Consider the following 19,716-nt stretch of genomic DNA (forward strand, 5'->3'; position numbering starts at 1 on the left):
AACCAAAGATATAATATTTTAAAACAATAAAAGGAAAAGGTGAAAAAAATGAGAAATAAATTAAAAATGAGTTCCACTGTTCTACCATTACTATTTTTAACTATACCTGAGGATATCAAGATAATTATCATTGTTGTACTATCAGTTATTGTCGCAATCCTTCTTATTTATTTGATATACTTGATACTAAAAGGACAAAAGAAACAACCTATTACAAAAGAACAAAAAGAAGAATTAAGAAGTCAAGAAAATACTGTCCATGAAGTTAAAATAGAAATTAAAAAAGAACCAGTTGAAGTGAAAAAAGAAGAAGTGCCTATACAAAAAACTGAAACAAAACAAGTCTTAGTAGTAGATGAAAAGCCAAAAGTAGTTATTCCACCTGTTACTGATTTAGAAGATGATGGACTTTATATTAGATACAATTATTCTTTTGTGGCAAGACTGCATCAAGCCCCAAAAGAAAGTCAAGAAAGATTTAGTACACTAAAAAACCATATCTTAAGTTATGAAGAAGTAACGATTAGAGACTCTTGGAGAAATGAAAGATACATGCATAAAAAAGACCCAATCGCCAAAGTTTGGATTCATGGAAATGTCATTGATTTATATATTAATCTTGATCCAAATAAAATAGATAAAGAAAAATATTCAATTGTAGATATGAGTGATAAAAAAATGCACGACTCAACTCCAGTACTCTTTAAAATTGTAGGAAATAGAACATTAGATCAAGCAATCGAACTACTAGATATGAGACTAGCTAATCTAAAGAAAAAAGAAAACTTTACAAAAACTGACTATACAGTTCCTTATATTGATAAGAAAACACTTTTAGAATCAAAATTAATTAAAATAAATAAAGCTTAAATAAAAGACTCATCTTCCATAGATGAGTTTTTATAAAAAGTGAAGTAGTTGCAATATCATAAAAAACGACTAGAATATAAGAGTGTCAAATTAAAATTATAACAGGAGGAAAATTATGTTTTTAGCATATAAAGAAATGAAGTTTAATAAATTAAAATTCAGTCTCATTATATTATTGATTGTGTTAATTACTTATTTAGTGTATTTCTTAACTGCACTAGCATACGGCTTAGCATCATCTTATACAAACGGATTAGATAAAACTAAAACAAACTATATTGTCTTAAGTGAAAATGCCAATGACAATATCATGATGTCAGTTTTAACAGACAAAGAATTTAATTTAGTAAATGGTCATGAAGCAAAAGAAAAGTTAGGATTATTTCCAGCAGTTATTTTTAATAACAATATAACAAATAAGGATACCAAAGAAGAAGTCTATGTATTTGGTATTGAAAACATCTCATTTTTTATTCCTGGAGAAACCAAAGCCTTAAAAGAAAATGAAATCATTGTAGACAGTAAATTAAAATCTTTAGGATATGAAATAGGTCATGAAATAGGCTTTTCTAATAGTGAAATGAAACTTAAAATAGTAGGATTCACTAATAATTCCACGTATCAAACAGCCCCTATCATTTATGCTAACTTACAAACATGGAAAAACTATCGATTCAATCAACAAACCACAGAAGGATACTTTAATGCAATTTTCATTAAAGGAGAAAAAAACAACGTAGAAGGCCTAACTTTCTACAGCCTTTCTGAATTTGCCTATAAACTACCTGGGTATAGTGCGCAAGTCTTAACCTTTAGTTTAATGATTGTCTTCTTAATTGTGATTATTGCCTTTGTTTTAGGTATTTTCATCTATGTTTTAACCATTCAAAAATCAAGCATGTTTGGTGTAATGAAGGCACAGGGTATTTCTAACTTATATATTGGAAGTTCAGTTGTTATACAAACTATTCTAATCGTATTTATAGGAGCTTTAATAGGCTTTATTTTAACAATCATCTCTGTTTTTGCTCTTAAGAGTAAAGTGCCTCTAGCCTCTAATTATTACTTCTATTTATATACGACACTTGCTTTCTTTATGTTTGCAGTTTTAGGTGGTGTCTTCTCAGTTAAATCAATTATTAAAATAGATCCGTTAAAGGCAATTGGGTAGGTGATAAAATGAGAAAAATTATTGAAATGACAAATGTAACAAAAAACTTTGATGCAAATGGCGAAGTGATTCAAGCACTTAAAAATACAACATTTAGCGCAGAAGAAGGAAAACTTATCGCAATTATTGGACCTTCAGGGTCAGGTAAATCAACCTTTTTAACTATCCTAGGTGGTTTACAAACACCAACCACAGGAGAAGTTTTAATTGATGGTAAACCTTTTAGTACTCTAGATGTAAAACAAAAATCAAAAGTTAGATTTGAAAAAATAGGTTTTATTTTACAAAATTCAAACCTTGTTCCATTTTTAACTGTTGAGGAACAAATGACTATTTATAATAAAATATCTAAGACTAAAAGAAATAATGACTGGTTTAAATCTCTTTTAGAAAGTCTAGATGTTTATAAATTAATTAAAAAGTATCCTAATGAATTATCAGGTGGGGAAAGACAAAGGGTTGCGATTGCAAAGGCTTTATATCATGAACCTTCTGTAATCTTCGCAGATGAACCAACAGCAAGCCTTGATACTAAAAGAGCTTTTGAAGTGATTAAAATTTTATCTGAACAAACTAAAAAATATAAAAAGGCAACTATTCTGGTCACCCACGATGAAAGGTTAACTGATTATTGTGATGAAGTATATGTCATGATTGATGGCGTTTTAACTAAGAAAAAATAAAATAGAAGCTATACCCTAGATTAAAGGGCGTAGCTTTTTTCACTCGTAACGATAAAATGAATGAATCGATTATATAAACTTTAAACTATGTACGGATAAATACGTGAATTTTTGTTATAATAAAAGTCTATGGGAGGTAATTAATTATGATAAATAAATATATCAATGAAAAACAATTTAAAAAAGCCTATATAGAGTTTATCAAACTCCATCCACATGATCAAGCTCAAGCATTAGTACAACTAGACTTTATTGATCAAGTAAGACTTTTACATTATTTAAAAGACAGTGAACTATCAGAACTTTTAACTTATCTAGATTCAGAAGATAGTGCTAAATTAATTACCGAACTTGATATTCTAAGACAAAAAAATGTATTAGATCAAATGGATATTGATGATGCGGTTGATATTATTGACGAGTTAGAAGACAAAGAACAAGAAGCTATTCTTAATCTTTTAGAAGAAAAAGAAGAATATCAAAAACTACTTAACTATGATGAAGATGAAGCCGGATCTTTAATGACATTTGAGTATGTAGAAATAGAAAGTCAAACAGATGTTAAACAAGCCCTAAAAATCTTAATTGAAAAAGCTCCACTAGTCGAAAGTATTACTACAATGTTTATTACAAGAAATAAGCAATACTTAGGAACAGTTAAATTAAACGAACTGATTAAAGCTAAATCACCTCTTTTAATTGACACCCTATTAACAGAAACCCCATATATAAAAGATAAAGATGATATTGATAAGACAATTCACATCATGCGTGAATATGGTTTATACGAAATTGCAGTCTGCAATGATGAAGAAAACCTCATTGGGATCATCACACTAGATGATGCCATTGGAGCCTATGAAATTGAAGCTAAAGAAGACTTTGCTAAACTATCAGCTATTACTGATACAGAAGATAAAAACATCTTAAAAGCCTCTTTACATAGATTGCCATGGCTAGTCATCTTATTACTAGCAACTATTCCAATTGCTTTAGCATCTTCTATGTTTGAAGAAGTTATTTTATCAGTAACGATCCTTTCTCTTTTCCAACCTCTTATTCTAGATGCATCAGGTGATGTAGCAACTCAAACTTTAGCTGTTACTTTAAGAAAGTTAAACCAAGAAGATAAATCTACTTTTAAAGATGGAAGTAAAGAAATACTAACTGGACTGATTAATGGTATCATTTTAGGTATGACATCAGCTGTTATTACTTACTTTTTAGCTCATATTTTTAAAATGGATCAACCCTTTATGGTTTCATTAGTAGTAGGATTAGCCCTTTTATTATCAGTTGTGATAGGACCTGTTTTAGGCTTTATGATTCCTGTTACATTAAATAAATTTAAATTAGATCCAGCAGTTGCCTCAGGTCCATTTATTACAACATTAGTAGATATATTAAGTCTTGTTATCTTCTTTGGCTTAGCAACTATATTATTGGGGGTGGCATAAAATGAATCATAAACAAACTAAACATCAAATAACAAAAAAATTACAAACAATGCACGCAGTGGATATTGCGAAACTATTTACAGAGAGTAAAATAGAAGAAAAGAAAATAATGATTCAAGCAATGCCATCAAATATGATAGATGATGTCTTTATTGAGCTTGAGGCAAAAGTCGCAATCGAATTTTTCACCTTATTAGATGAAAATAAGAAACAATTACTCTTAAAAGATTTATCTCCTGCGGATCTTAAACCATTATTTGAAGAATTTAATGATGAAGATAAAGATCAATTATTTAAATTATTAGACAGTAATAAAAGAAAAGAATTAGAAAGATTAATTAAATACGATGAAACAAAAGCTGCCTCTGTTATGCGTAGTGATTATTTAGTTTTACTTTATGATTATGAAGTATCAGAAGCTATGAAGTATCTAACAACCCATGTTTCTGATAATGATTATATAGATACACTTTTTGTTCAACAAGAAAATAAAATTGTTGGTATTATTTCATTAAAGGATTTGATTGTTGCTAGAAAGAATCAAAAGATATCAGAATTTATAAAAACTAATTTTGAATATGTCTTAGAAGATGATACTTTAGCTTTAGCTATTAATAAAATTAGTAATTATGATATATCTGTCCTAGCAGTATTAAACAAAGAAGAAGCATTAATTGGCGTTATTACCGCAGATGATATTTTAGAAGAAATGGCACTAGAATATGAATCTAATATTGATAAGTTTGTCGCAGTTGGGGACTATGATGAATCAAGTAACCCTTTTATAAGAGCGAAACAAAGACTGCCTTGGTTACTTGCATCCATTGTCTTAAACCTTGTTATAGCACTTTTACTATCAGTCTTTTCTGATACAATAGATGCTATCGCTGCCCTTGTCTTATTCCAACCTCTTATTTTAGGAATGGCTGGTAATATTGGAACACAAGCGATTGCGGTGACAATATTAGTGCTTCATAATAAAACTCATGAAACTAAAGAACTAAGAAAGAAACATGTTAGAAAAGAAGTCTTAATTGGGATCACCAATGCTTTAATTATAGGTATTTTAGGGTTTTTATTATCATGGGTATTCTTATCTTTAACAACATTTGATATGGGTAAAAATGTAACCCCTGCTATTTTAAGTTTAGCAATTGCCTTATCATTAGTCTTTTCAATGATTTTATCATCCATGTTTGGTGTATTAATTCCCCTTGTTTTAACTAAACTAAAAATAGATCCAGCAGCCGCATCAGGTCCTGTTATTAGTACCATTAACGACTTAGTTGCATTAGTAATCTATTTTGGATTTGCAACCCTTATTGTCCTACCGATTATTGGTTAATATAGATAAAAAAGATTGACAAATAACATGAAAAAGAATAATCTTTTATAGGAAAAGATAAAAACTAAAAAACAGGAGTATGAAAGTATGAATTGGTTTGTAGGACTAGAAACGTGGCAACAGGCACTAATAGCAGGGATTTTTACTTGGTTTGTTACAACACTTGGAGCAGGATTAGTTTTCTTTGCTAAAAATATTAGACAAAAAACATTAAATGTAATTTATGGGTTTGCTGCTGGTGTGATGGTTGCTGCTAGTTTTTGGAGCTTACTTGATCCAGGCATTGCATGGGCTGAAAAAAACGGAGGGCTTGCCCCTTGGTTAGTTGTTGTAATCGGCTTTTTAGTAGGTGGTGCATTCCTTTATGCAACAGATAAAATTATTCCTCATATGCACTTTGGTTCTAATGGAGAAACAGAAGGTATACCTACAAGACTTAAAAAAACAATCTTATTAGTTTTTTCAATCACTATACATAATATCCCTGAAGGGCTTGCTATAGGGGTTGCTTTTGGAGCTATTAATAAAGGTGATACGAAAACTGCAATAGTAGCAGCAACCATTGCTGCGTTAACTCTTGCAATAGGTATAGGAATCCAAAACTTCCCAGAAGGAGCTGCAGTATCTATTCCTTTAAGACAAGAAGGAATGAGTAGAAGAAAAGCTTTCTTTTATGGACAAGCATCAGCACTTGTAGAACCTATTATGGCAGTTATTGGAGCATTGCTTGTGTCATCTATGGAAGCATTGTTACCTTATGCGCTTTCGTTTGCTGCAGGAGCTATGATTTATGTTGTAGTAGAAGAATTAATACCTGCTGCTCAAAATAAAGACTCAAAAGATCATGGACATCATGCAGTCTTAGGATTTATGATTGGATTTGCCATTATGATGATTCTGGATGTTGCGTTAGGTTAAACTGTATCATTTAATTAAATAGATTTTAAGAAAGATAGTTATTCTCTTTAAGGATAATTATCTTTTTTTTTGTTCTTATGTGTCTAATAAGACTATAAAAATAGTATAAATAAATTTAGACAGTTAGTTTATGTTGCACTTAATAAGTGTGTTTTGGAACAAGTTAGCTGCATCTTGGAACAAGTACAAACAAAAAAAAGTATTTTTTACTATCATTAATATGAAAGAGGGCATATGATGAAAAGTAAGAAAACTATTTTTATAAGGAATTTAACTTTTATTTTAGGAATTATGATTTTAACAAGAACTAGTCAATCAGGATATGTTATTAAAAATAGTAATAAAGTTGAAAATGGGTACCTTGGACCTATTTATGGTAATAAATTAAATTATAATAAAGTGAAAAACACATGAGTACAACTATAAAAATAGTTTTCTTAAAAGTAAATGGTATGCACTATAAATCATAAAAAATACCCAGCAAGTATTATTCTAATCAAGCAATTAATTTAATATTTTTATAAAAAATAAAAGACAAAATGGAGGGAAATATGAAAAAGAAATTGATTGTGATTCTAAATGTATTATTATTGTTATTTGTATTCACAGGTGGCGCTACAAAAGCTGCTGAACCAGATTCATACATGGATACTGATGGATCAGAGTATAGAAGAAGAATTACTAACACAGAAACTTCAAAAGATTATTTTGGAACTTTTGGTATAACTAAATTAGTGGATGATAATAGATTCAGATTGATGGACTATGGTACCTATAAAAGCGGATATTTATACTATAAAGATCAACTTAGTCCAAAGTATAACTTTAATGTAAAACTAGAATTAGAAATTGCAATTGGAGGTATACCAGCTGATGGTGTTATCTTTGGTTTTACTGAAAGTAATTACGGAAGTCTATATAACAATGGATTTAGAGGACTTATGGAAGGACCTATAAATGGTAGTATGCTCGTACTAGACACCTATAAAAATGGCTCTGCAGATCCTTATAAAGTGCCAGCTATTTATGCAAGAAATAATAAAAGAAATGGCTCAGCAACAACTGGAAAAGCGATAGAATTTGGGGCATTTGCATATTTTAGAGATAAAAAAGTAAAATTAGACATCAACTATAATGCAACAACAAGAATCACAACATATACTTTTAATAATAACAATACAATCATAAAAATGGATGTTCCATTATTGAATATAACTAATACTTCAAAAATGAATTTCTTTATGTCAAGTGCAACAGGAGACCATTACGATAAAGTATTTATAAAAGCATTAGAAACAGATGGTTACTTCACATCAGAGAAACTCAATAAAGTGGATGTAACTAGTAGTGGTACTGCATATACATTTACACCACTACAAAGTGGCAATGTGAAATATGCACAAGGAACAGAACTATACTTACCGGGTATTAATAACCCACTTATTCTTAATAACCAAGGAACTGTAACAGTTCAAAAAAGCACTCTTCCAAGATATGATACTATAGGCAATGCTTATACTAGAGAAACCGGAAAAGGTAAGTCAAATCCTTATAATATGTTAGTGAATGGTTATCAAACAAGTCCTATTACATATAAGCAGTCAACCAATATAGGAGGACCACACAGAATAACACCTAGAACTGATATTGATAGAGTATACTCTAATGGTAGTATTGTAAAATTTGATGGTATAGAAAAACAATATACAGTCAATCCTCAAGGCATCATTGAAATTCCTAGAAGTGAGTTTCCAGAGTATGATTTAACTACACAAATGACTATTAAAGAAGGAAATAAGGATGTATCAGAAAAAGTAGAAATTACCATTCCAGGCTATAAAACAGTACCTATTCATAATATAGATGTGATACAAGATTATAGAGGGAATATTAAAGTAACACCTAAAAAGGCTAATGGAACTACTTATGCTGAAGGGACACTTGTGTACTATAAGGGTAATGAATATCCAATTCAAAAAGATGGAAGCGTTACTATTTTAGACAGTCAACTTTCAGATGAAAAAACAACAGTAGGATTAACTATTAAAGAAAATGACAAATTAATGTCTAACCCAACCAGTGTCGAATTTCCTGGGTTAAATGATAGTGAAAGAAGACAAATGAAAAAACAATTAGAAGTAGAAAAAAATAAAATTAACCAAGAAATAGATGAATTAGAAAATCTAGATCCTGATAAAAAAACTTTAAGAAAACAAGAAATAGATTTATTATTCAAAGATGGCGCTGACGGTATTGAAGTATCTTATAATAAAGCAATTGGCCAAGATGTCTATAATGTTGCGCTAGATAATATGAGAAAAAAACTAGCAACAATAAAATTTGAAGACTACGCAGATAAGAGAAATAAAGAACTATTTGATGATAAAGAAGCTTTAAAAGAAAGAGTAGATGGACTTTCTAATTTAACTAAAGATAAAAAAGATGAACATAAAGCACAAATAGATCAAATTTATGATGCAGCTAAAACTCTTATTAGTAGTGAAGAATCTAATGATGGGGTAGATTATCAATACGAGCAGGCAACAGAAAAACTCAATAGAGAGTTTCTAATTACCTATAAAGAATCTAAACTTAATGAATATAACCTAGAAAAAGAAAGAATTATAGAAGAAATTAATGAACTCGTATTAACTCCTGAAGAAAAAACGGAATTGATTAATAGAGTGAATGAACAAGCAACAAAAGTAGAAGAAAATATTAATGATGCTAGACTAGAAAAACGTGTTTCTGATATTGTTGAAAGTGGCATCAATGATCTTAATAGATTATTAAATCAAGGCTCTATTAAAGAAATAGAAGAAGCAAAAACAGCTTATACAACAGACTTAGAACAAAAAGCTACTGAAATTAAACAAAAAATAGATGAATTAGAAGAATTGACCACTGAAGAGAAAAAAGTATATAAAGATCTAGTAGACTCTTATTATACTGAAGGACAAACGCAAATAGCCCAACTAACAGAATCAAATACAGTAAATGATGCAAAAACAATTTATACAACACAAGCAGATAAAATGGAAGAAGAATTAACAAAAGCTAAACTAGAAAACTATAAAAAGATTTCATTAAAAAGATTACAAAGAGCTTATGATATTGTTACAAATCAAATTAATACAGAGCCTAATTTAACTCCAGAAGAAAGATTAGACTATCAAACAAGATTAGATACTGAGTTTAATACAGTTAAAACAAACATACAACAAGCAACTACTTTAAGTGCTGTTTCAGATTTAACAGATGCATCACTTACAAACATGGAATCCTTATCACTTGAAATAAGTAAAACAGATGCTATAAATGAAATTAATAATCTAAAAAATATATTACAAGGATTTGTCACAGAAATGCCAAATATTACTACTACAGAAAAAGAAGCTTATACAAATGCAGTTGATCCGTATGTAACAGATATACTTGAGCAAATTAAAAATGCAACGGGTAAAAATCAAGTGACTCAGTTAGCTAAAGAGGCTGAAGATAGAATTTTAGATCAACATAGAAAACTATTTAGTTTAAACGAAAAAAGAACCAATGCTAAAAACAAAATAGAAGAACGTTATTTGGAAGTTTTTGAAAAGAGTGAAAGTAAAGAAGATTTACCAGAAGAGTTTGTAATACAATTAAAAGCAATATTAGATATGTTTAAAAATAGAGCATTTGATGAATTCATGGCAGTTGATATTGATCATGCTCAAGAAGTTGATGATAAATTGCTTACTCATTTATTTGAATTTACTAAAGCATCTGTAGTTATAGACCAACAACTACTTTACCAAGATATGGGTGAAAAAAGAAAAATTGTTGAAAATTTAATTGATCAATTAGAATATGTATCAGAAACTGATAAACAAGCTGCTAAAGCCTTAATAGATAAAAAAACACAAGAAACATTACAAGATACAGTTTTTGAATATACAGAGGTTGAAAGAATTGGTAAAGAAAAGGATATTACTGTTGACTATTACTACGAAATATATCGAGGACTAGAAAATATAAATAAATTACGTGAAAACGCAACCCAACAAATAGATGAACATATAAGTGATTTAAAATTAAGTGATCCATTAACAGATGAATTGAAAACAATTATTAATGAAGGCAAAAATGCAATCAATGAACTAACAGAAAAAGATGCTATTGATGCAAAAGCAACAGAAATTATTAGTCAAATTGATGAACATATAAAACAAGCAGTGGATACTAAAAAAGATGAAGTTAAAAAGGAACTAGAGGATTTTTCTGATAAGCCAATTAATGATGAAGTAAAACAAATTATTGAAGAAGCAATTAACAAAATAGATAACTCTAATTACAATAAAAAAGATGAAACTGATGAAATCATCAAGGATGCTAAAACAGATATAAATGGATCAAAAAGACAACAAACTAAAAAAGATGTCAGAAAAGAACTCGAAGATTATGCTAAAAAACCAATGAGTGATGAAGTCCAAAATATTATTAGTGAACAAGTTGATTTAGTCAATGATACTAACTTTGATAATGAGACAGCAATTAATAAAATTATTGAAGATGGTAAAATAGCAATCGATAAAGAACAAAGAAAACAAGAAAAAGAAAATAAACAAGCAGAAGTTAAAAAAGAACTTGAAGAGTATGCTAAAAAGCCAATCAGTGATGAAGTCCAAAAAATTATTAATGATCAAGTTGATTTAGTCAATGATGATAACTTTGATGATATAGATGCTATAAATAAGATTCTTGAAGATGGTAAAAAAGCAATCGCTGCCGAACAAGATAAACAACAAAAAGATGTAATCTATATGTACGCAAGTCTCATATTATTAGTACTAATTATAATAGAAATGATTATTATCTTCTTTAAAAGAAGAAGTAATAAAAAAAGATTAGTTTCAACTACTTTACCACTATTATTCTTTGGATTAGGAGAAACGATTAGTCTAGCGATTACAATCGCATTACTCGTAATATTTATTATATTATTCATATATATTATTTATCTATTCTTAAAACCTAGAAAGAAGAAAGTAGAAAATAACCATACAGTCATTGTTAAAGTAGAACAACCCAAAGAAGCACTTATAGAAAAACCCATTGAACAACACGTAACTAAAGAAGTAGTAGTTGAAAAACCAGTGGAACACCATATTATTAAAAAGACAATCCAAGAAGAAAAGAAAATTGTTTCACATGGCATAAAAATAAAAGATACACCAGTTGAAGTTAAAAAAGGACCAGAAAAAGTAATAGAAAAAAAGAAAGATGTCATTATTCTACCTGACCCAACCATAGTAGAGAAAAAAGAACAAAGACCTATTATACAGGTTATCCCACAAAAAGATGATGGTTTATACATTAGATATAACTATTCATTTGTGGCAAGATTACATCAAGCACCAAAAGAAAGCCAAGAAAGATTTAGTCAACTAAAAAACTATTTATTAAGTTATAAAGATGTATCTGTTAGATATTCTTGGAGAAACGAAAGATTCATGCATAAAATGGATCCAATTGTAAAAGTATGGATTCATGGTAACATTATGGATTTATATCTTAATTTAGATCCTAAAACAATTAATACTGAAATATATAACATTACAGATATGACTGGTAAGAAGATGCATGAAACAACACCAGTACTATTTAAAGTAACAGGAGAAAAAAGTTTAAAACAAGCTATAGAATTAATAGAAATGAAATTAAAAGGAATGGAAAGAATAGAAAATCACCAAGAAATTAACTATACACTACCATACAGAGATAAGCAAACATTGTTCCAACAAAAACTCATTAAGGTCAACAAGTTATAATCAACAAAAGTGCTCCTATTAAAAAATAGGGGCACTCTTATTTATAAAAGATAGTTTATGCTAAAAAAACATTTTTAGCCTATATTTTTATCCATTTGGCATATACATTGTTTATGCTTTCTGTCATTACAGAATTACTTTCAAATTTTTCTTGATAGTTTTTATCTAAATACCAACCTAAAAACTTATACCCTATTTTTTCATATTCGTATAAGTTAAACTTATATCCAATAGGAAGCATTTCTTCTTTAATACTGATCCAGGAAAGCAAGTTGATTTGTTCTACTTTGTTAGTAGAAGTATTAGTTCCAATACCCAACTGACCGTATGTATTTAATCCTAATGCATATAAACTTCCATGTTTATCTTCTATAATTGTATGTTCTGTACCTAAAGCAATGTTAACATATTCAATATCTCTTGGAATATCATTAAGAATTTGTGGGTTAGGATTAATAGCTGGGCGATCATACCCAATTTTATGAGAACTATTATTGCCCCATGTATAAATCTTATTATCTTTAGTAATCATCGCACTTGAACTATATACTCCAGCAAAAATATTTTTCGCGCCAAGATTGGTCAGTCCTTGATTTATAACGGGAGTTGTTCTTCTTGTTAAATCGCCTAGTCCCAGTTGACCTTGAGCATTGTAACCCCAAACATATACTTTATCTTCTGAAGTAAGTACCATGGCATGATACATACCTAAAGTATAACTTTTAATTATTATACTTTCTGGAAATACAATTAATCTTGGAGTGTCTAAGTAATTAATAGCTCCTATGCCAAGTTCTCCATTTGCACTATAGCCCCAAGCATAAAGATCTCCTTGATCAGTTAATGCTATAGCACCTTCAAATTGTGTTTTTATATCTTTTATTTTTATATTATTTGATGAGAAGAAATCAATTTTAGTAGGAGTACTATAAGATGTTAAATTAGCTTGCCCCAATTTATAGTAAATATTATATCCCCAGCTATAGACCTCACCTTTATCTGTGATCGCATAACTTGAATTATTACCCGCTTCTATACTAACAATTTTTATATTGTTTGTTTTAAAATATAGCACTTCTCTAGGTAATGGATACATAGGTGCACTAACGCTTCCTAGACCTAAGGCACCTTGCTCATTATTACCCCAAGCATAAAGTTCACCTTGATCAGTTAATGCCAGAACATGTCTATAACCGGCTTTAACAGATACTATCTTTTTATCTTTAAAAAAAGCGACTTCAGTTGGCGTATTTAAATTGGATGCTGGTGAAATACCTAATTGTCCACCAAGACCGTATCCCCATGCATATAATTGACCTTCTTTTCCGATTGCCACGTTATAGTTATAGTATGATGATACACTATGATAACTTTTACCATTTATCTCTTGGTATTTCAACTTATTGAAAGTTGCCCAATTGCCAATTTCTTGCTCAATATTTGTATTTTGGGCCAATTGGGAAGTATCAATTTGTTGAGCCCAGTAAGAATAACTAGCAGTAATAGATAAAATTGATCCAATAATAATTAGGAATATTATCGCTAACTTTTTCATACTTGGCCTCCTTAAGCTATTATAGAACTACTGAAAACTGAAAACTGAATAGTCATAGTAATTTCTTTACCAGCTATTTTTGCATATTCCTTTGCATCTTTAGGTTCATTTGTGAATTCTATATCAAGAGAAACAGTTTTTCCTGTTCCTACATTTATTTTAGTAATACTTAAATTATCTAATGTAAATAAGGTTTTATCGATTTCTACGCCACCTGCCTTAACTGAAAGTAGCGTAGCTGTTAAAGTACCTTGAGTTCCTTCAGCACCTATACCACTCCATAAAATAGAAAAACTTGATGTTACTTTACTTACGGATACTCCATTTTTTTCTTTTCCAACAGGAACTAGTATTTTGTCCTGTGCTTCAGCTGTAACGTTTAAAGTAGTTGTAACAACCCCTGCTTGGTCTACTGTTACATTAGACTCTGCATTTGAATTTGAACCTGAAACTGTTGATGCCCAATAAGCATAAGCACCTCCCGTTAATGTTAGTAGTACAGTTATAATTAAAATAGGTAAAATTATTTTTTTCTTCATTTTTATTCTCCTTAATTTGTATTATTGGGCTTTATAACAAATAATTATTTATATGCCCACATAAAGTATACTTTTATTTATATTCTTTATTTTCAAATATGTTATGAAATAAAGATATACTGTTATCAATTACTTCATTAACATTGATTTATGATGAAATAATTTCTCCATAATCTTTTCTTAACATCATATAAATATCTATAGACTAAAAATTTTTAATCATTTTATGAATATTTTTAACTAATTTATACATGCGTAATTCAGCAATCAATTTGCTTTTTTGTATCCTTATAGATTAAAATAAAGATAAAACAATACAAAAGGAGCCTATTATGATAATCAATATTGCAATATGTGACGATAACCAAGATATACTTTCTTACTATACTAAAATAGTTCAATCTATTTCTACTGTTCATATAGTCAATGTTGACTCTTTTTCAAACAGCATGGATTTATTAGATCGTGTTGAAAGTAAAATTAATTATTATCACTTAATTATTCTAGATGTAGAAATGCCTTTTTCTAATGGAATAGAAGTGTCTAAGCAATTAAGAGAAAAGGGCTATCAAAATGAAATTATATTTTTAACTAACTATATTGATTATGCCTATGAAGCGTTTGATACATACCCATTTCATTACTTACACAAAAAAACACTTACAGTTGACAAATTAAAATCTATTTTAAGCAAAGCTTTTTCACTTCAAGATAAGAAGCAAAGTGAAGTTTTTACCGCTGTTTCAAAAGGAGAAACTAAAATTATTCCTTATAGCTCAATTTCATGTTTTGAAGTTCAAGGAAGATATTCAGTTGTTTATTATGATCAAAGTAAATCCTTTGAATTTATACAGACAATTCAAGAAATAGAGAGTAAACTTCCTGAAGATACTTTTATTAGAGTTCATCGTTCATATATCATCAATATGGCTTATCTAGATTCATTTCAAGGAAAAGACATCAAATTAAAAAATGATCTAATTATACCTATAGGAATAACACATAAAAAAAAGGTTAAAGAACTTTTTAATAAGTATCTGATTCATAAATTAGAACAGGAGTGATTAAAATATGGGATTTATTATTGGGTTTATTGTACTTTTTATTTATTTTAGGAAAAATTTTAAAGTTAGAAAACAACATTGGTATGAGTTTTTACTAGCCGGAATTATATTCACAATATATAGTGCATTAGTTTACTATATTGATTTTGGTTTTTATACACTTATTCTTATTTTAACTGTTCATATTTCTGTTTATTATCTAGCCATTGGCATGAGATGGATTGAAGCGTTTTTTTCAGGGATTCTTATGTTATTTGCGTTTTATTCAACTAGGGGAATTATATTATCTTCATATGCCTTAATAAATAATACAAGCATTCATGAAATTGCTATTTCTAGTAATTCTTTATTGATTAGCCATATTGCCTCTATTACTGGTTTTCTTTTAATATTTGCTATAGTTAAAATAATAAAAACAGAAAATTTAATATTACTCTTTTCAATCAAAAAACAAACCATATTTCTTACTTTTTATGTTTTTATTGAAGTAGGTTATATATACGTTGTTAATCAGGGTAAATACATTTTTGACAGTAACTTATGGTATTCTCTCACCTATCTTTTTACGAGTATTCTTTCAATTGCTTTATTTGGTTATATTAGTAATAATATTATACGTTTAATCAAAGCAATTGAAACTGAAATTTATACTAATAGACTAGAAGAACAACTAGATATGCAAATCACACACTACAAACAATATCAATCACACGTAAAAGAACTTGCAAAATTTAAACACGACTATTACAATATCATGCAGTCATTGCAGCATATGATTGCTGCTGATAACAAAAATGAAGCTATTAGTTTTATACAAGAGTCAATTGGAGATGATACATTTAAATCTATGCCAATTATAGAAAAAACTTCTAATTCATTTATTGTAGACTCAATTATTTTTGATTATTCAAACAAGTGTAAACAAAATAATATTAAATTTGATTCAGACTTAAGGTTTCCAAATAGTATTAATTTTACACAGCTAGAATTGATGAAAATTTTTAGTAACATTCTTAGTAACGCACTAGATGCATCGGTGAAAAGTAAGGAAGATAAGAGATTTATTTCTATTACTACAAAGGCTGTTTCCAATTGGTTAGTGATAAAAATAACTAATAATTATGAGACCCCAATTGTGATTGAAAATAATCATTATATAACTAGCAAATCTGATAGAATATTACATGGTTTTGGAATTAAAATAGTAGATGATATTATAACTAAAAAAGGTGGTATGTCTAAATTGCTAATTGACAAAAATAGCAAAATTTTTTCTATTCAACTTTCTATTCCTAAAACAACGAATCATTCATAATAGTTTAAAAGGATCTAATTAAATAAAAGAAAAAGCCTATAAATTTGAAAAATCGTTCTGAAACCCCAGAACTTTTTTTATTATCATTATATATAATTCATACAGACAATAAATAATAAAAATTAATATTATAAGATATATATTTGTAATGAACCCAATAAGTTGAACTTAATAAAATAATCTAATAATGTACTTAAACTAATGATAAGGATTGTTGTCTATATTGATATGGACTCAATCCTTTTAATTTTGTTGTAATTCTTTCTACATTGTAATACCTTATATATTTTTCTATAGCCACTGTTAATTCATCTAATGTTTTAAATTCATATTCATGCCCATAAAACATCTCATTTTTTAGAATTCCAAAGAAATTTTCTACAATTGAATTATCTAAGCAGTTTCCTTTTCTAGACATACTTTGAATAATGCCTTTTTCAGATAATGATTTTCGATATTGAATCATTTGATATTGCCAGCCTTGATCTGAATGGAATATTAATCCATTTAAATTAGAATGCTTTATCTAACATATCTTCTATTTGAGTATAATTAGGAACTTTAGATATATTATATGATATAACTTCTCTATTATTAAAATCAATGATTGGCGATAAATATAGTTTTTCTGATGCTATATGAAATTCTGATACATCTGTTCCCCAAACATGATTTAACCCCTGTGTAGTAAAGTCTCTTTGATAATAGGTGGTATGTTTTTCTGTATCAATTTTTTTCACTAATAAATGATTTTTAGCTGTCTTACTAAGTTCACCTTTATATGACTTATATTTAGCTTTTGGTTTTTTAGCAAATAAACCAAGTTCTTTCATAATACGCTTAACTTTTTTATGATTTACTAGAATATTTTCATTTTTTAAAGATAATGTGATTCTTCTATAGCCATATCTTGATTTATGATAGTTGAAAATTTCTGTTATTTTATTTTCTAAATCGACATCTTTTTTTGGAAAATTATAGTTCTTTACGTTATAAAAGTAAGTTGACTTACTAATACAAAAAAACTCTAGCATCATCTTTAATTCATACTTAGACCTTGATTCGTGTATGATTTTTATTTTTTGTTTTCTTGTTGAACCAAGGCTTTTAATTTTTTTAAGAGATCATTTTCCATTTCAAGACGTTTATTTTTAGCTTCTAATTCCCTAATGATTTCATCTTTAGTTTGTTCTTTAATTTCTAAATTAGATTTTGGCTTATCCTTCATTGGTCTACCTCTTTGTTTTGTGATAAGTCCATTATATCCTAATTGATCGTATCTTTTACACCATGAGTAAATCAAACCTACATTAGCTCCTATTTTTGTGGCTATAGATGATTTAGATTCACCTTCTAATATTCTTAGAACTATTTTATATTTAAATTCTTGTGAATATTCTCTATTCTTACCTTTTTCTTTAAAGTAAGAAGAACCATGTGTTCTATACATTCTTAATATTGTATCAATAGTCGCACGATTAACGTTATAGTTTAATGCAATTTGCTTTATAGTAATACCTTTTTCAACCATCTGAATAATATTCAATTTATCTTCTAAGTTTAATTTCATAATAAAAAACCCAATAGCCTTTCCAATTTTATTAGGTCCAACTATTGGGGTTCGTTACAATTTTTATATCTTAGACTTTTTTTAAATTTTAATCACTTAATACTATGAAAAATAAGAAAAAGAGTTATTAAGTGTATAGAGTGTCTATTACTAATATCTTTAAGTACTAGTATTTTTATTAGGCATAGTGCTCTTAATTTTTTTAGTAGAAAAAACAGCAGCGACTACTCCTAAAATTACAAAAGACTTTATTCAACCATGGGCTATTACTTACTGGGATGAAACAGACTATGACAAACACTTTGAAAAATTAAAAGAGCTAGATATTAATGAAATTATTCTACAATGGACTATTGAAACCAAAGGTGATGAACTATCCTATAGACTATATCCTTCAAGTCTAGAAACTAAAGAAAAGTATGATACTGTTTTATATAAATTTTTAAAACAAGCTAAAAAGAATGATATAAAAGTTTACATAGGGTTAAACAATGATCTCTTATGGTGGCAAGATTATCAAAATAATTTAGAGTACTTAAAAGAAAGAAATGAAGTATCTAAGTTAATTATAAAAGAAATCTATGATCTTTATTACGAAGAGTTTAAAGAAACAATTAAAGGTTTTTATTCAACCTTTGAAATGTATACTAATAATAGTAATTTTAGTGATAATTGGGCATATATGATAAATGATCTTGTATTATATTTTGAAAATAACAACTTAAATTTACCTATCATATTTTCTTTTTTCTTAAGTGAATATGCTGGTGGAAGTAACGAAGATATTTTCAATACTTTTGATCTCTTATTTAAAACAATTAAGTTAAGAGAAATAGATATCATTCTTCCGATGGATGGATATATGAATGCAGCTAATAATGCTAAAAAATTTGAGAAATCTAAACTGTATCTAGATACTATGTATGACTGCTTTATCAAATATCAAAAAGCCCAATTTATCATTAATATAGAAATGTTTTATGAAGACAATGCCCAATTTAAGGTAGCTAGTTTTAAAAGAATTAAAGAACAATTAAAAAATGCTAATAAATATAATAAGGAGGAAATAGTTAGTTTTTCCGTATCGCATCATATAATTATTGAAGGTAATCAGCACATATATGCAGATTATAAGCGATATGTATCTAAAAAATAGTTTTTGACTGACAAAATAGTTATTTTATAAAAAAGAACTAATTTTACACCTTTTTATGTAAAAAACAAGTTAAATATGTGAAAAAGTTATGAAAAAGGTTGCAAACGTTACGAATTAGTCTATAATTAAGATGAATATTAGATAATCTTGATACAGATATCTATATATTTTTCTTAATTATAATTTTTATAAAATGCCAACTAATGTCAGTCATGATAAAAGATATATTTTAATTATTAAATATACTGCCATTCATGAAAAAG

16 protein-coding genes are annotated in these 19,716 nt (G+C 28.2%); 11 read left to right on the forward strand and 5 right to left on the reverse strand.

Annotation, left to right across the window (positions count from 1 at the left end):
* Positions 1-48: 48 nt before the first annotated feature.
* The 8 genes from BN854_RS03330 to BN854_RS03360 all read left to right on the forward strand — a co-directional run bounded on the left by BN854_RS03330 (position 49) and on the right by BN854_RS03360 (position 12,254).
* Positions 49-870, forward strand: a complete 822-nt coding sequence (locus BN854_RS03330; RefSeq protein WP_026658333.1) for a hypothetical protein — start codon at positions 49-51, stop codon at positions 868-870.
* Positions 871-985: 115 nt separating this feature from the next.
* Positions 986-2,041 (forward strand): ABC transporter permease, encoded by a 1,056-nt coding sequence (locus BN854_RS03335; RefSeq protein WP_026658348.1) that lies wholly within the window; start codon positions 986-988, stop codon positions 2,039-2,041.
* An 8-nt stretch (positions 2,042-2,049) separates the two neighbouring features.
* Positions 2,050-2,724: an ABC transporter ATP-binding protein gene (locus tag BN854_RS03340; protein WP_026658352.1), complete on the forward strand. Its 675-nt coding sequence runs from the start codon at positions 2,050-2,052 to the stop codon at positions 2,722-2,724.
* Between the two features lie 146 nt (positions 2,725-2,870).
* Positions 2,871-4,181 carry a magnesium transporter gene (mgtE, locus tag BN854_RS03345; RefSeq protein ID WP_026658359.1) on the forward strand — a complete coding sequence of 437 codons (1,311 nt, stop codon included), beginning with the start codon at positions 2,871-2,873 and terminating at the stop codon, positions 4,179-4,181.
* 1 nt (position 4,182) lies between these two features.
* Positions 4,183-5,526 carry a magnesium transporter gene (locus BN854_RS03350; RefSeq protein ID WP_026658368.1) on the forward strand — a complete coding sequence of 448 codons (1,344 nt, stop codon included), beginning with the start codon at positions 4,183-4,185 and terminating at the stop codon, positions 5,524-5,526.
* 87 nt (positions 5,527-5,613) lie between these two features.
* Entirely contained in the window at positions 5,614-6,444 is an 831-nt protein-coding gene (locus BN854_RS03355; protein ID WP_026658376.1) for a ZIP family metal transporter, read from the forward strand.
* A gap of 237 nt (positions 6,445-6,681) precedes the next feature.
* Complete coding sequence (locus tag BN854_RS07850) at positions 6,682-6,858, forward strand: hypothetical protein (protein ID WP_157868340.1); 177 nt, start codon at positions 6,682-6,684, stop codon at positions 6,856-6,858.
* A gap of 137 nt (positions 6,859-6,995) precedes the next feature.
* The gene (locus BN854_RS03360; RefSeq protein WP_026658384.1) at positions 6,996-12,254 is read left to right on the forward strand and encodes a DUF1542 domain-containing protein; all 5,259 of its coding nucleotides are present in this window, start codon (positions 6,996-6,998) and stop codon (positions 12,252-12,254) included.
* A 79-nt stretch (positions 12,255-12,333) separates the two neighbouring features.
* Here the strand turns inward: BN854_RS03360 and BN854_RS03365 are convergent, their stop codons facing one another.
* Both BN854_RS03365 and BN854_RS03370 read right to left on the reverse strand, forming a co-directional pair.
* A complete protein-coding gene (locus tag BN854_RS03365; protein ID WP_026658391.1) occupies positions 12,334-13,809 on the reverse strand; it encodes an RCC1 domain-containing protein in 1,476 nt (491 codons plus the stop codon).
* Positions 13,810-13,820: 11 nt separating this feature from the next.
* Complete coding sequence (locus tag BN854_RS03370) at positions 13,821-14,348, reverse strand: hypothetical protein (protein WP_026658398.1); 528 nt, start codon at positions 14,346-14,348, stop codon at positions 13,821-13,823.
* Positions 14,349-14,680: 332 nt separating this feature from the next.
* Between BN854_RS03370 and BN854_RS03375 the strand changes: the two genes are divergently transcribed.
* Together BN854_RS03375 and BN854_RS03380 are read left to right on the forward strand one after the other, a co-directional pair.
* Positions 14,681-15,412: a LytR/AlgR family response regulator transcription factor gene (locus BN854_RS03375; RefSeq protein WP_026658405.1), complete on the forward strand. Its 732-nt coding sequence runs from the start codon at positions 14,681-14,683 to the stop codon at positions 15,410-15,412.
* Positions 15,413-15,419: 7 nt separating this feature from the next.
* A complete protein-coding gene (locus BN854_RS03380; protein ID WP_026658411.1) occupies positions 15,420-16,727 on the forward strand; it encodes a sensor histidine kinase in 1,308 nt (435 codons plus the stop codon).
* Between the two features lie 193 nt (positions 16,728-16,920).
* On the opposite strand, the gene BN854_RS07745 is transcribed toward BN854_RS03380, so the two are convergent.
* Genes BN854_RS07745 through BN854_RS03390 form a run of 3 tightly spaced genes read right to left on the reverse strand, consistent with a single transcriptional unit; the run spans position 16,921 to position 18,297 of the window.
* Positions 16,921-17,193: an IS3 family transposase gene (locus tag BN854_RS07745; protein ID WP_026658418.1), complete on the reverse strand. Its 273-nt coding sequence runs from the start codon at positions 17,191-17,193 to the stop codon at positions 16,921-16,923.
* A gap of 46 nt (positions 17,194-17,239) precedes the next feature.
* On the reverse strand, positions 17,240-17,764 hold the full coding sequence (locus BN854_RS07750) for an IS3 family transposase (protein ID WP_084600810.1): 525 nt from the start codon (positions 17,762-17,764) through the stop codon (positions 17,240-17,242).
* 38 nt (positions 17,765-17,802) lie between these two features.
* Positions 17,803-18,297: a helix-turn-helix domain-containing protein gene (locus BN854_RS03390; RefSeq protein ID WP_026658424.1), complete on the reverse strand. Its 495-nt coding sequence runs from the start codon at positions 18,295-18,297 to the stop codon at positions 17,803-17,805.
* A 187-nt stretch (positions 18,298-18,484) separates the two neighbouring features.
* Between BN854_RS03390 and BN854_RS03395 the strand changes: the two genes are divergently transcribed.
* Entirely contained in the window at positions 18,485-19,453 is a 969-nt protein-coding gene (locus tag BN854_RS03395; RefSeq protein WP_026658425.1) for a DUF4434 domain-containing protein, read from the forward strand.
* Positions 19,454-19,716 lie beyond the last annotated feature (263 nt).

The organism is Alteracholeplasma palmae J233 (genome assembly GCF_000968055.1).
Classification (GTDB): domain Bacteria; phylum Bacillota_I; class Bacilli_A; order Acholeplasmatales; family Acholeplasmataceae; genus Alteracholeplasma; species Alteracholeplasma palmae.

Coding starts and splice junctions, on each gene's coding strand:
- BN854_RS03350 (WP_026658368.1), top strand. CDS start 4,183: ATGAATCATAAACAAACTAAACATCAAATAACAAAAAAATTACAAACA.
- BN854_RS03370 (WP_026658398.1), bottom strand. CDS start 14,348: ATGAAGAAAAAAATAATTTTACCTATTTTAATTATAACTGTACTACTA.
- BN854_RS03380 (WP_026658411.1), top strand. CDS start 15,420: ATGGGATTTATTATTGGGTTTATTGTACTTTTTATTTATTTTAGGAAA.
- BN854_RS03340 (WP_026658352.1), top strand. CDS start 2,050: ATGAGAAAAATTATTGAAATGACAAATGTAACAAAAAACTTTGATGCA.
- BN854_RS03360 (WP_026658384.1), top strand. CDS start 6,996: ATGAAAAAGAAATTGATTGTGATTCTAAATGTATTATTATTGTTATTT.
- BN854_RS03375 (WP_026658405.1), top strand. CDS start 14,681: ATGATAATCAATATTGCAATATGTGACGATAACCAAGATATACTTTCT.
- BN854_RS03330 (WP_026658333.1), top strand. CDS start 49: ATGAGAAATAAATTAAAAATGAGTTCCACTGTTCTACCATTACTATTT.
- BN854_RS03355 (WP_026658376.1), top strand. CDS start 5,614: ATGAATTGGTTTGTAGGACTAGAAACGTGGCAACAGGCACTAATAGCA.
- BN854_RS03365 (WP_026658391.1), bottom strand. CDS start 13,809: ATGAAAAAGTTAGCGATAATATTCCTAATTATTATTGGATCAATTTTA.
- BN854_RS03390 (WP_026658424.1), bottom strand. CDS start 18,297: ATGAAATTAAACTTAGAAGATAAATTGAATATTATTCAGATGGTTGAA.
- BN854_RS03335 (WP_026658348.1), top strand. CDS start 986: ATGTTTTTAGCATATAAAGAAATGAAGTTTAATAAATTAAAATTCAGT.
- BN854_RS07850 (WP_157868340.1), top strand. CDS start 6,682: ATGAAAAGTAAGAAAACTATTTTTATAAGGAATTTAACTTTTATTTTA.
- mgtE (WP_026658359.1), top strand. CDS start 2,871: ATGATAAATAAATATATCAATGAAAAACAATTTAAAAAAGCCTATATA.
- BN854_RS07745 (WP_026658418.1), bottom strand. CDS start 17,193: ATGATTCAATATCGAAAATCATTATCTGAAAAAGGCATTATTCAAAGT.
- BN854_RS07750 (WP_084600810.1), bottom strand. CDS start 17,764: ATGATGCTAGAGTTTTTTTGTATTAGTAAGTCAACTTACTTTTATAAC.